Origin of the sequence: Bradyrhizobium sp. 154, from assembly GCF_023073875.1 — a bacterium.
Taxonomy (GTDB): domain Bacteria; phylum Pseudomonadota; class Alphaproteobacteria; order Rhizobiales; family Xanthobacteraceae; genus Bradyrhizobium.
Window position 1 is genome coordinate 38,228 of sequence record NZ_JADPKG010000051.1, and the last position, 12,346, is coordinate 50,573.

9 protein-coding genes and 2 pseudogenes are annotated in these 12,346 nt (G+C 60.5%); 2 read left to right on the top strand and 9 right to left on the bottom strand.

Annotated elements, in window-relative coordinates:
- Positions 1–48: 48 nt before the first annotated feature.
- The 7 genes and pseudogenes from IVA92_RS13210 to IVA92_RS13240 all read right to left on the bottom strand — a co-directional run.
- Positions 49–345 carry a HypC/HybG/HupF family hydrogenase formation chaperone gene (locus IVA92_RS13210; protein WP_247277976.1) on the bottom strand — a complete coding sequence of 99 codons (297 nt, stop codon included), beginning with the start codon at positions 343–345 and terminating at the stop codon, positions 49–51.
- A gap of 25 nt (positions 346–370) precedes the next feature.
- The gene (locus IVA92_RS13215) at positions 371–955 is read right to left on the bottom strand and encodes a HyaD/HybD family hydrogenase maturation endopeptidase (RefSeq protein WP_247277977.1); all 585 of its coding nucleotides are present in this window, start codon (positions 953–955) and stop codon (positions 371–373) included.
- Positions 956–973: 18 nt separating this feature from the next.
- Complete coding sequence (gene cybH, locus IVA92_RS13220) at positions 974–1,717, bottom strand: Ni/Fe-hydrogenase, b-type cytochrome subunit (RefSeq protein WP_247277978.1); 744 nt, start codon at positions 1,715–1,717, stop codon at positions 974–976.
- A gap of 16 nt (positions 1,718–1,733) precedes the next feature.
- A complete protein-coding gene (locus tag IVA92_RS13225) occupies positions 1,734–3,524 on the bottom strand; it encodes a nickel-dependent hydrogenase large subunit (RefSeq protein WP_247277979.1) in 1,791 nt (596 codons plus the stop codon).
- Between the two features lie 30 nt (positions 3,525–3,554).
- Positions 3,555–4,646 (bottom strand): hydrogenase small subunit, encoded by a 1,092-nt coding sequence (locus tag IVA92_RS13230; protein ID WP_247277980.1) that lies wholly within the window; start codon positions 4,644–4,646, stop codon positions 3,555–3,557.
- Between the two features lie 341 nt (positions 4,647–4,987).
- Positions 4,988–5,490: pseudogene (locus tag IVA92_RS13235) on the bottom strand (nickel-dependent hydrogenase large subunit); the annotation flags it as partial.
- Positions 5,487–5,652: pseudogene (locus IVA92_RS13240) on the bottom strand (HupU protein); the annotation flags it as partial. The pseudogenes IVA92_RS13235 and IVA92_RS13240, both read right to left, overlap by 4 nt.
- Positions 5,653–7,733: 2,081 nt before the next feature.
- Between IVA92_RS13240 and IVA92_RS13245 the strand changes: the two are divergent.
- On the top strand, positions 7,734–8,792 hold the full coding sequence (locus IVA92_RS13245; protein ID WP_247277981.1) for a pyridoxal-phosphate dependent enzyme: 1,059 nt from the start codon (positions 7,734–7,736) through the stop codon (positions 8,790–8,792).
- An 81-nt stretch (positions 8,793–8,873) separates the two neighbouring features.
- Here IVA92_RS13245 and IVA92_RS13250 read toward each other — a convergent pair whose 3' ends face one another.
- Together IVA92_RS13250 and IVA92_RS13255 are read right to left on the bottom strand one after the other, a co-directional pair.
- Positions 8,874–9,497, bottom strand: a complete 624-nt coding sequence (locus IVA92_RS13250; RefSeq protein ID WP_247277982.1) for a hypothetical protein — start codon at positions 9,495–9,497, stop codon at positions 8,874–8,876.
- Between the two features lie 367 nt (positions 9,498–9,864).
- Positions 9,865–10,395, bottom strand: coding sequence for a flavin reductase family protein (locus IVA92_RS13255; protein WP_247277983.1), 531 nt, complete (start codon positions 10,393–10,395; stop codon positions 9,865–9,867).
- Positions 10,396–10,426: 31 nt separating this feature from the next.
- Between IVA92_RS13255 and IVA92_RS13260 the strand changes: the two genes are divergently transcribed.
- Positions 10,427–11,563, top strand: coding sequence for an alanine racemase (locus IVA92_RS13260; protein WP_247277984.1), 1,137 nt, complete (start codon positions 10,427–10,429; stop codon positions 11,561–11,563).
- Positions 11,564–12,346: the final 783 nt, after the last annotated feature.

A 12,346-nucleotide genomic window follows, 5' to 3' on the forward strand; every position in this document is an offset into this window, starting at 1 on the left:
ATTTATCTTCCAGCGAGGACGCGGGCTCTCGCGGAGCGGGCTGCCGCCCTAATCAAGCCGGAGATGCTCGGGCAGTTGCGGCTCGCGGTCAATGAGGTCGGCGAAGAAGCGATCGCAATCCTCGCCATTGATCGCCGCGCACAGACCGTCGATCGCGGCGCCGATCAGGCGCGCCTCGGCCTCATGCAGAAGCCGAACCGCGGTGTCGATAAGGACCAGCACCCTGGCACCGGCCGGCGGGTCCGAGAGCAGCAGCATCGAAACGCGCCGCTGCTCGCCTCGGAACTCGCACAGCGCCGATATCCCGTCAGTCTCAACGATCGTCATCGGCAAGCCGAGGCACATGGCGGATCTCCGATGGTGCAGCCGGTCAGGCCGGCCGCCCCCTCATCTCGTAATGCTGATGATCGATGTCGTTGGCGAGCAGCCGCTCCGATTCTGCCAACGGCGCGGTGCGCGGCATCACCTCGACGCCCCATTCGGCCAGGATCTCGCAACCAAGCTCGAGCGCCGGCGAGATCTGATCGCGCACCGGCTGTGTCAGCGGGCCACCCCAATCCTCGAGGTCGAGCGGCTGGCAGCCGATCAATACGAGATGTCGCGGACAACGGCCAAGCAGGTCGGCCGCGCTGATGACCTCCTGGAAGCCGGTCTGGTGCAAGCTCATCTTCTTGGCGCCGGTGAAACGCGGCACCTCGTCGTCGCGAACGAGCTTCAACTGCCCGGGCGCGAGCCCATAGTCGATCGCGTCGAACACGATCAAACGATCCGCATCCTCCAGGTAGTTCACGAGGTAGAGCCCCTGCGTGCCGCCGTCGAGAATGGTGACGTTGTCGGGCACGGCGTAGCGGCAGTGGAATTTCTCCACCGCGCGCACGCCAAAGCCTTCGTCGGCCCACAGGATGTTGCCGATGCCGAGCACCAGGATGCGGTTTGCTTGCGAAGATGTCGGCATCGGTATCATTCCAGTTTCTCAGTCGCGGAATTGCCGCTCGCCGGAGATCATCGAGGAGACGATGCTCTGGCGCGACATGATGTCCTCACGGACCGCGGCGTAGATGTGCACCATCACGAACACGACCAGCGCCCACATGCCGAGATGATGCCAGGTGTGAACGTCCTGGCTGTTCGGCCAAATCGCGAACACCCAGCCGAACAGCTTGTGCTGCCAACTGTCGATACCCGCACCTTCCGAATAGAGCGCAAAGCCGGTAACGATCATGAACGCCACGAACAGCGTGAAGCCCGTGAACATCGCGGTCCGCGCCAGCGGGTTGTGGCCGACATACATCTTCGGCTCGCGCTCCAGGAACGCATACCAGCGGATTTCATGCAGCACTTCCTTCCAGAAGTGCTTGCGATGCACCGGCAGATAGAAAATCTGCCGGGAATAGTGATTTCCGACGAAGGCCCACAGAATGCGGGCAAGGAAGAACACCGCCAGCACCTGCCCCGCCGCGAAATGGGCAAAGCGGATATAGCCCATCACGAAGTTCGCCGAGGCCTCCCCCTCGACCGACGGCAATGGCGTTCCGATCAGATAACCGGTCACCATCAGCACGATGATCGAGAACGCGTTCACCCAATGGCAGATCCGAACCGGCGCTTCGTAGACATAGACGGCGGGACGGCAGACCCCATGTTCGCCGGCCGCATCGGCCGCTATCGCGGAGAGGTCCGGCTCGGCTTCCGCCGGACGTGCAGCTACATCCATCATGGCGTTTCCCCCTGCTTCACCTGACCTTGACGCTGGCCATTTCCTGGCCGTCCGGACTCATGACATGCGTGGAGCAGGCCAGGCACGGATCGAAGGAATGGATCGTGCGCAGAATCTCCAAAGGCTGCTCGGGATTGACCATCGGGGTGTTCATCAGCGAGGCCTCGAATGCACCGATGTTCCCTTGCGGATCGCGCGGTGAGCCGTTCCAGGTGGTCGGCACCACGCACTGGTAATTGTCGATCTTGGTTTCCTTGATCTTGATCCAGTGCGCGAGTGCGCCGCGCGGCGCCTCGGTGAAGCCAAAACCCTTGGCCTCCTTCGGCCAGCTCTCCGGCTTCCACTTGTCGACGTTCGCGGTCGAGCTGTCGCCGGCCTTGATGTTGGCGACGAGCTTGTCCTGGAAGTAACGCATTTGTCGTCCGGCCCAGACCGACTCCAGCGCGCGCGCCGCCGTCCGACCGAGCGTCGAGAACAGCGCCGATAGCGGAAGGTCCATATCCTTCAGGAACTTGTCGACAGGATCCTTGAACTCGGCCTTGTTCTGCGCATAGCCCACCACCCAACGCGCCAGCGGGCCGACCTCCATGGCGTGACCCCGCCAGCGCGGCGCCTTGATCCATGAATATTTTCCGCCCTCATCGAGCTGCTCGATCGCGGTCTTGGTGCCTTTCGCATTGGGCCCCAGCACGTAGTTCGGCTCGGTTACGCCGTCCCAGGGATGCAGTCCCTTGGTTTCGTCGGGATATTTGTACCAGGAGTGAACCACGAACTCCTGGATCTCATCGGGGTTGGCATGATCGACGGGAAGCACCTCCGAGAGATTGCCGTTTATGATGGCGCCCCGCGGCAGCTTCAGGCTCTTGGAGGAATAGTCGTTGGCGTGTTCCGGCACGTCGCCATAAGAGAGTACGCTCTTGCCGGAAAGACCGCCGCCGTAGAGCCAGTCCTTGTAGAACGAACCGATCGCCGCCACGTCGGGCAGGTAGACCTGCTCGTTGAACTCGATCAGGCGATCGATGATCGACGAGATCAGGTTCAGGCGCTCGATGTTGATGGCACCGACCGCGCCCGTGCCGTCGACGTTGATCGGAGAGGGCACGCCGCCCACGAGCCAGTTCGGATGCGGATTCTTGCCGCCGAAGATGGTTTGGATCTTGACGATCTCCTTCTGGAAATCGAGCGCCTCCAGATAGTGCGCGACCGCCATCAGATTGGCCTCAGGCGGCAGCTTGTAGGCCTTGCTGCCCCAATAGCCGTTCTTGAAGGGCCCCAACTGCCCCGACTCGAAGAACTTCTTGAGACGGGTTTGCAGGTCCTTGAAGTAACCTGGCGACGACAACGGCCAGCTCGAGATCGACTGCGCGAGCGTCGAGGTTGCCCGCGGGTCGGCCGAAAGCGCGGAGACCAAATCGACCCAATCCAGCGCGTGCAGGTGATAGAAGTGAACGACGTGGTCGTGCACCTGCAAGGCAAGCTGCATCAGATTGCGGATCGAATTGGCGTTCTCCGGAATGGTGATCCCGAGCGCGTTCTCGACCGCGCGCACCGACGTCAGCGCGTGCGTGCCGGTGCAGACGCCGCATATCCGTTCCGTGAACGCCCAGGCGTCGCGGGGATCGCGATCCTTCAGGATCACCTCGATCCCACGCCACATCGTGCCGCTGGAGACTGCGTTTCGGATGACGTTATCGGCGTCGACATTGACCTCGACGCGCATGTGACCTTCGATACGGGTCACCGGATCGACGACGATGCGCTTGCCGGAATTGTCGCGATTGAAGCCGTTGGGAGTCTGGATACCCATGATTTTGTTACTGTTGGATCTCTTTGGCGCTTAGCTGGTGTGGTGCGCGTCTTCGCGCTTGCCGGCGAGCCGCTTCACCGCGGTCACCGCTGCATGCGCGCCGACTGCCGCACCGACGGCTCCGGCCGCCACCATGCCGATCTGGTCGGCGTTCTTCTCGATGCCGAACTGCTTGATGTTGGTGAGACGGTCGTAGAACGAACCCTTGTCCCAGAATCCGTCTTCCGAGCAGCCGATGCAGCCATGGCCCGACTGGATCGGGAAGGAGACGCCGCCATTCCAGCGCACGGTCGAGCAGGCGTTGTAGGTGGTCGGGCCCTTGCAGCCCATCTTGTAGAGACAATAGCCCTTGCGCGCCGCCTCGTCGTCCCACTCCTCGACGAACTGGCCGGCGTCGAAATGCGACCGCCGGTAGCACTTGTCGTGGATACGCTGCGAGTAAAACATCTTCGGCCGGCCCTGACGATCGAGCTCGGGCAATTTGCCGAAAGTGGTGATGAAGGTGATGACGCCGGTCATCACTTCAGCGATCGGGGGGCATCCCGGCACCTTGATGATCGGCTTGTTGGCGATGACCTTGTCGATGGGCGTCGCCTGCGTCGGATTGGGCTTGGCCGCCTGCACGCAGCCCCACGAGGCGCAAGCGCCCCAGGCGATGATCGCCATCGCATCCTCCGCCACCATCTTCAGCTTCTCGACGAACGGCTTGCCGCCGTGGATGCAGAACATGCCGCCTTCGTTCAGCGGCGGATTGCCTTCCACCGCGAGAATGTATTGCCCTTTGTGCTTGGCGCGGGTCTCTTCGAGGATCGCCTCCGCCTGGTGGCCTGCGGCCGCCATGATGGTGCCGTCATAGTCGAGCGAGATCATCGAGAGCACGGCATCCTTCACCAGCGGGTGCGCGGAACGAATGAAGCTCTCGGAACAGCAGGTGCATTCGAGGCCGTGCATCCAGATCACCGGCACGCGCGGCTTGGTCTCGAGCGCGTTCGCGATGCGGCTCGCCCCCAGGGGCCCGAGGCCGAGACTCGTCGCAGTCAGGCTGCAAAATTTGTGAAAGCTCCGACGCGTGATACCTTGTCGCCTGATCACGCTGTAAAACGTTTCCGTCGCCGCGCCCATGAATCGTCCCGCCTCGGCTTTGACTTGTCTATGACGCCAAGGACAGCAAGAAGCAGGCCAAGCACCGGGAGCGTAAAGAAAGTAGAGTGATACCAAATTGTTGCAGATTTGAATTGCTCGAATTGCGGTGCGCGCTCATGCCCCGACCGAGAAAACGGAAACAATTCGATTTCAGGCGACAACGAAGTTTACGTCCCCGCGCGAGAGACCACTCAATGCGCGGTGCACACCATCCAGGGATCGAACGAGCGCACGACGTGCTGGATGGCGACCGAGCGTGCGCCGGCGCCGCCGACATCAGTGCCGATCAGCGCCTGCTCCAGCGGGCCGCCGACATCGGCCGGCTGGAAGGCCAGACTATGCGGCCATTTCCCGGCGAAGATACCCATAGGTTCGAGCAGCCGCGCCCGCCGGCAACACATCGCGTGCCGCAGGCCGCGCGTCGCTGCGAAACGGTCCCGTGTCTCCTCATGCCAGGAGTGCGCGGCACAGGCCTCGCGAGCGAAGTCCGGCATGAAGAAGATGTAGAAGTGCGTGAGATGATCGCCGGCCTTCTCCGCCTCATGCGCGAGATTGGTGGCGAGAATCCCGTTCGGCGCGACCTCGGCCGCCATCGCATCGCGAAGAGCGACAGCCGCGGCGACCGACTGCGAGACCGAGCAGATGCCGCAGATCCGCGGCGCCAGCGCCCGCGCTTCGATGGGCGGACGCGCCTCCAGGATCTGCTCGAAGCCGCCACGGCGGCGCCGTCACCTACGCGCGCATGGCCCGCCCACTCTCGACATCGAGGCCAACTTCGAGATCGCCCTCGACGCGTTGAGGGGACCATCGTGAAGCGCGTCATGGCGTGCGCTTGGCCGTCGGGCGGCCGGGCAGCACGACAGCGGTCGCATTCAGCCGCACCCGCCGCGGCGTCGCCGACTTTCGACAGGGCCGCGAGCGCCACGAACGAGGTCTTGGGCAGGTCGGTCGGAAGTCCGACCGGAATGCCGGCAAGCTTTGCGGATGTCTCTCTCCACAGTGAAACGCGAAGCGACTTGCTCCGGCGGACCTCCCTCGGTACATCTGGTGCGTACGCGCGATGTTGGAAAGACAATCAATCTTCGACTTGCTTTTTGACGCGACAGATCTTCTTCAACGGAACCACGTGCCCGAGCTGGCTTATCGGCCCGATATGTGCAGTTTTCGCTTCGCTGGCGAGTACGCCTGAATTCCAACAGCGCAAAGCGAAGGCGCCTCCGAACAGACACGTGGACAAACGTTGGAATGGCTCATCGCCCACTTGGATGAATTTCAAGCAGGGCGAGGGCCGGCGCGACTCCGGTTCGCACTCCACGCCCGTGCTGCCGTCCGCAAGCCCTGTCCTGACGCCTCAGTGAGCAAACAGAGCGCAGCGGCTATACTCAACATACGAGAGGCGGTGATCGGCTTTCGAGCGGGCGCTAACGAATAACTAGGCCAAAGGGGCGACACCTTATGCTCTTAAGAAGTTGGAACGCGGCCCTGGGCCTCAGCGGGGTCAATGCCTAGATCTTGTGATCTGCGGCAGCCGCTTTATCGGCAAGGTCCTCGCGAACCGACGCACTATGCCGCCGCGGGGCAGTGTCTAGCGCACCCTCAACGCGCCCCTCGCCGGCACATATCGCCGCGGCTTAGCGCCCAGAGTATAGTATGCAGAGACGTGGCTTGCCCCATCAATGCTTGCCTGTAGAGACCGTTCGGGCCTCGGCTGATCCGAACTCCTCTTCAATCGCGGGACACACCAACTGCACGTCCGGCTCGAAGACGAAGCCGCGTAGCACAAGCGTCACTTCAGCTTGATCTGGACGTCACCACGGCAGAATGCCTTCGGCAATGCCGAAGCCGCACGACTTTCCGGTCGCGTTAGTGTCGAGATCGCAGCAATGACCAGAACAAAAATTTAGCTGTCGGTGAAGCTCCACTGTCACATTCAACGGGTCCTAGTCATTGTATTCGTTTTGGGCACAGCTGAGCCACTGACCGCCACCTCAAAACTAAACATCGTTACCGTCTTGATGGACCATCAGGAGGCTGGGACATGCTGGGCCCTCATCGTTTGATTCTAAGTTTTCAGGATTTTGCGCCATGTCATATCCACCCCCTCAAACCAAGCTGCATGCTGTGCTGAAAGGTGCTCTGGAGGATGCTGTCCGGATGGTGCCTGAAGCAAAGCGGACGTCTTCATTGAAGGCTTGCCTCGCCGAGAAGGTTCTAACTCTGGCCGCGCGGGGCGAGAGCAATCCAACGGTCCTAACTCGTCTCGCCGTGCTGACAGTGCAGAAATCCTGCCATGGCTGTTACGGATGTGAAAGGTGGCAGTCGCACGGGGGAGCCCGCGAGGCGCGAATTGATTAATTTGAACTGGAAGGTCGGGCTTTCTGGCGTCACAGTAGCGCGGTTGGCGATACGCTTTTCGCTGACGTGATGGGAGACTCGTTCACTATGTCATAGCGTCCGCGTGACCCAGTAGCGGCCACCCACGCCGAGGCCAAACTTAACGCATATAAAATATGACAGAACTTCCTTCGATCTGTAAAGCGCCGCTGCCTCGCTTCGGGAATGTCGTTTTCGCGACACACGAGCCTGCATTGAAACACGACCGCGTCGGAATCGAACACAACACACATTTGCCGAATACCGGAGTGCACATGCAGGGAGGACCAGACTTTGATGACGGAAACGGTCGCCTTGATCACGCAGGCGAATACTACCCAAGAGCCTAAGTACTGTTCGCTCGAAACGTCGGCTGGTTCTGCGACGTGATATCCGCGAAGATCCGCAGCATCCCGCACAATGGCGCTCGCGTCGGTGTAGATGGGCTCCGTCGCAGAGTTGGACCCGCGAGGGCCATCGCCGCAATCCTTCAGTCGAGCTTCGCTGGGATCGCTCCAACCGCAATTTAAACTTGCGTAGGCGGACGCGAGCGCGAAAAGGGCCCCTGGGAGAAGCGCGCGATCGAAGTCCTCGAGGATGGTGCTCGCAGGTACAGCTGGTTATGATCGGCGGAAAGAGTTGCTGTGCAACGCTCCAGCAGCAGCCGTCACCTGTAGCGGGCAAGATCAACGCATGAACAGCACCTCTTCACCAGTCAATGCGATCGCAGCCGAGCTTGGCCGCCTCGATCCCGCATACGCGCCGACGCCACTCCTGAACCTTCCGACGCTTGCGGAGCGGCTCGGAGTGGCGCAGGTGCTAGCGAAAGACGAGGGCCGCCGCATGCTCGGCAGCTTCAAGTCGCTTGGTGGCACCTATGCCGGGTTGCGCGCGCTCGCCCGGGCCTCGCGCATGCAGTTGGCCGACCTTCTCGCGGCCCGACCTAAGGGGCAGCCGACCCTGGTCTGCGCCAGTGACGGTAATCACGGGCTCGCGGTAGCTGCCGCCGCGCGCTTTGCCGGGGCGCCCGCCCGCGTGTTCCTGCACGAGGGCGTGCCGAACGCGCGCGCGCGCCGCATCGAGAATCAGGGTGCCGAGATCGTCTGGGTGCCGGGCACCTACGACAATGCAGTTGATGCGGCCGCAGCCGCGGCCTGCCAGGGCGCCGGCATTCTTGTCGCCGACACGACCGACGATCCGAACGATCCCATCGTTTGCGACGTCATGGCGGGATACGGCGTTACGGCGGCGGAAATCCGCGATCAAGTAGACTTCGCCGGCCATGGGCGTCCGACACACGTCTTTATACAAGCTGGTGTCGGCGGACTCGCCGCTGCCATCGCCGAGGGCCTCTCGGGCTGGCTGGCACCTCCGGGATGCATCGTGACGGTCGAGCCGGAAACCGCCGCGTGTCTTGCGCCCGCGCTCGCGGCCGGTCACCCGATTCGGGTGATGGGCGATCTCCGAACATCCGCGGAGATGCTCTCCTGCGGCCAGGCGAGTGCGCCCGCCGTTGCGGTGCTCAGGCGTCACGGCGCTCGGGCCATCACCGTGCCCGAGGCGGAATTGGTGGATGCTGTTCGCGTACTCTCCGCCCATGATGGCCTCGCCACCACGCCGTCCGGTGCAGCGGGCCTGGCGGGTGCTATGGCTGCGCTCGCAGACCCGAGCCATACAAGCGATCTCGGACTCGACCGGTCGAGCCGCATTCTCGTCCTCCTCACCGAATGCGCCTGGGAGGACCGAACGTGAGCACCGCGATCTTCGCTCCTAGTTCGACTTGCATCCTCTCAGTGAGGCCATGTCTGGCAGGCTCGAGGCTTCATGATTAGATCATCGGCGGTCCGTCTCCGGCTCCGGAACCAGCGGCGCGCCCCCGACGGAAACCGGCCCTTCTGGTTTAGGCGGGCGAGTGGCTCTTGTAGTCGGCTTTGATGCGGCCTGGGCTGCCGGCGGACGAATATCTGCAGGAAGAGGCGCAGCAATGTTCTGCAGAGACTCAATTCTTGAGGTCAGGGCTGCGATTTGATCTAACATCCGTTTCAAATCGGCTTGCTGCGCATCGATGTTGCGGTTAAGCGCTGAAATCTCCTCGCTCACCTCCTGTTGCCCCGACCGGATCTCCGAAAGCGCTGCCTTGTCTTCAGGTGACAACGCCGGCATTGGGACGACTTCACGTGCCGTTAACGCCTCGATCATTCGGTCGATATGGGGCCAGTAAAATGCACCCCCAACGCATAGCCCGATGAAGACGGCGATAAATCCAAAAACCCACGGAAGGCGTCTTGATGACTTCTGCAAGACGGGCGGCAACTCCGAACCGTTCGCTTGATCAATCACATTCATCATTCTTTCTCTCGATCTATAATAGCTCTCGTTGCCGAGATAATAGATGACGGTCAAGAGCGTCCATGTGAAAGTAATTGGCATGCGCACAAAGATATCGGGAAAGATCATGCCGCTTCAGCGTCCATCTCGTTCAACAAATCGATGTTTAACCGCGCCAACAGGCACTCGGCGCATTAACGCTGCACAGGCAATGAAAAAAAACGCACGATACGATCGCGGCCATAGCTCTAAGTACACTCGCGGTGGCGCGGGCTCCTCCGCACAGGCCGCAATCTGCGGGCGCTCTATCGAAAGATAAACAAGCACGCTCGCAGAAGGCGGGCTCAGCTTCTCAGATCAACTCTGCGCCTGAATGGATGGCTTTAGCGCGCTTCACCATCTAAATCCTGCTGGTCCGCCATGGAGCAAACAGGAGAGCCTGCGGCAGCGATCAGGTTGAAATCGGGCGAGAGCCGATCTCGACATACTCGGAGTTTTAATATGCGAGGCCAGACAGCCGCTGGGACAGTCCGACGTCGACGAGGCGTCCGACGACGATCCCGTGCGAATACCGTTCGATGATCTCGTCGACTTCGCATTCGAGTGCAGCCAATGCCTCGCCAAGCAAGGGCACGCCACTGGCACCTCTCGTCCAGGAGAAACCGTCGAAACGCTCTTTGCCTTTGAATCGGCCATTACTGAAGCGTGCGGCAATGTCGCGTTGATCCGCGCCAAGGATATCCGCTCCAAAGGTCCTGTGGCGCGCAATTAGAGAAAACGAGGAGGCTTGCCTGTTGATGTTGACGAGAAGCTGCGGAGGATCGACGCTGAGCGAGGTAACCCGTTGAAGTTTGCGGGGACCCAGCGCGGCCCCTCGATCTTTGTCTGGCTTTTCACAGCCGTGTACGAAAGAAGACATCACCGTGGCGCATGGCGAGCTGTTTCGAAGCGTAATCAGGCGGTTCAACGCGTGGGGAGCGCTGGCATGGTCGTTGCTCTCGCAGCCGGCAACAACGGCGCTGGCCACTCCCCTTCTGGCGCGCGAGGAATGGTGCAATATGAGCTTGGTAAGATCATTGGAAAGTGCGGAAGTTGATGCCTTCTATACGTTCGATGAGGGGCGTCTTGCATCCGTCACGCGCGAATTCACCGAGCATTTCTCAGGACGCGTGCTGTATGCGGTGAAGGCGAATCCGTTGCCCAAAATTCTTCACGCGGTCTCTCGCGCCGGAGTGGCCGGATTCGACGTGGCGTCGCTGGCCGAAGCTCGCCTTGTCCATTCGACTGTTCCCCGGGCCTGTTCATGGTTCATGAATCCCGTGAAATCTCGTCGCGATATCGAACGGACGTTCCGAGATCTGGGGGTTCGCGACTATGTGATCGATTGCGAAGCCGAGCTGCGGAAGCTCCTTGAGGTGCTGCCGTCGCATGATCCGGAAATACGAATCTACGTCCGGTTCAAGTGTAGCGGGACGTGCGCCATCTTAGACTTAAACGGCAAGTTTGGTGTCTCGCCCGCCGAAGCGAGCCGTCTGCTGGGTCTCGTCAACGCGCAATCGCGCTGGACCACGGGCTTGGCCTTTCACCCAGGTTCCCAAACGATCGTTGTCGATCCGTATCTGCATGGCATTCGGGCGGCCGTCGACATTATAGAAGCTGTTTCTCCGGCTCCCACAGCGCTCGATATTGGTGGCGGCTTTCCCGGCCATTATCTGAACGTCCCCTATAACTCTCCCTTGAGCATGCTCTCCGACATCACGAAACTTGTGCGCGAAACGGATGCACTGAAGCGTGTTGAACTCTTGTGTGAGCCCGGACGAGCACTGGTTCATGATAGCATCTCTTTGTTTTGCCGGGTGATCTTAAGAAAAGACGGGGCGCTCTACTGCGGCGCGGGCATCTTCAGCGGGCTCTCACCTGCCCGGCAATATTTTCTGCTGCCCGCCCGTGCTTGGCGTGGGGGACGGCCGATCCAGACTGAGGAGTGGCAGGACTTCATCATCTTCGGCCCAACTTGCGACGGCACGGACAGGCTTGGATTCTCGTATTCACTGCCACGCGATTTGCACGAAGGCGATTGGATTGAATTCCAGAATGTGGGCGCCTATACGCAAATGGCGAGATTCAACGGGTTCTCGGTCGATAAGATCGTGGCTGTAGGGCAGGATGAACTTACCGTGTTGCCCGCCGCGTAGTTGCTCATGAACATACTAATCAGGTGAATTCTAAAGTTCGCCACATAAAGTCTGGTGGGCTTTGTGGTGGCAGAAGTTGGCGATGTCTCGTTTTGTAACCAGAGCGAACTGGCATAGAATGAGCCAGTGCATGGCGAAGCGGTAGGGCCTCGTGACCTCGCAGTGGCAATATCAAGTTAGGTTTGATGTCCGCGATACTGCGGTAGCGGAATCAATACGTCGAAATTTTCGCGATCCGGCACTGAGGCCTCTATTCGATATACTCACGGCGCATGGTGCGGCACCGAAATGTCAGTTCGACGCCTTTGCGGAGTATGTCGCCGCGGCAGAGGAAAACGGCGTCAAAGTTATCCGCTCTATCGGTGGACGAAGGCAACGATCTAGGCAAAGTTAAGCTAGCCGATCGAGAGATGACGAATCGCGGTCTATAAGAACGGGCGTTATCTGCGCGAGTCTAACAGCGAGCCATTTGACCAGAATCATGAGCGAGGAGCCACGGCTCCCTATGCCGGAATTTACCGGTGCATGGGCTGGCATCGCGAGATCGGCATCGTAGCGGACCACGTCTTACCGCCACAAGGACATCATACGCACGCGGTGCATTTTTCAAGCGTGACCACCCGGTTCGCAGACTTACTCGGAAATACAAGGAATATTGATTTTGGCGACTGAGTGGGCCTATCTTTTCGACTTTGCAAGCCTAACAGCCTGCATTGAACGCGGCGGCATTTTCGCGGCGAGCTTAGAGCAAGCGCATCAGCTGTCAGCCGTTTCATAATTGCG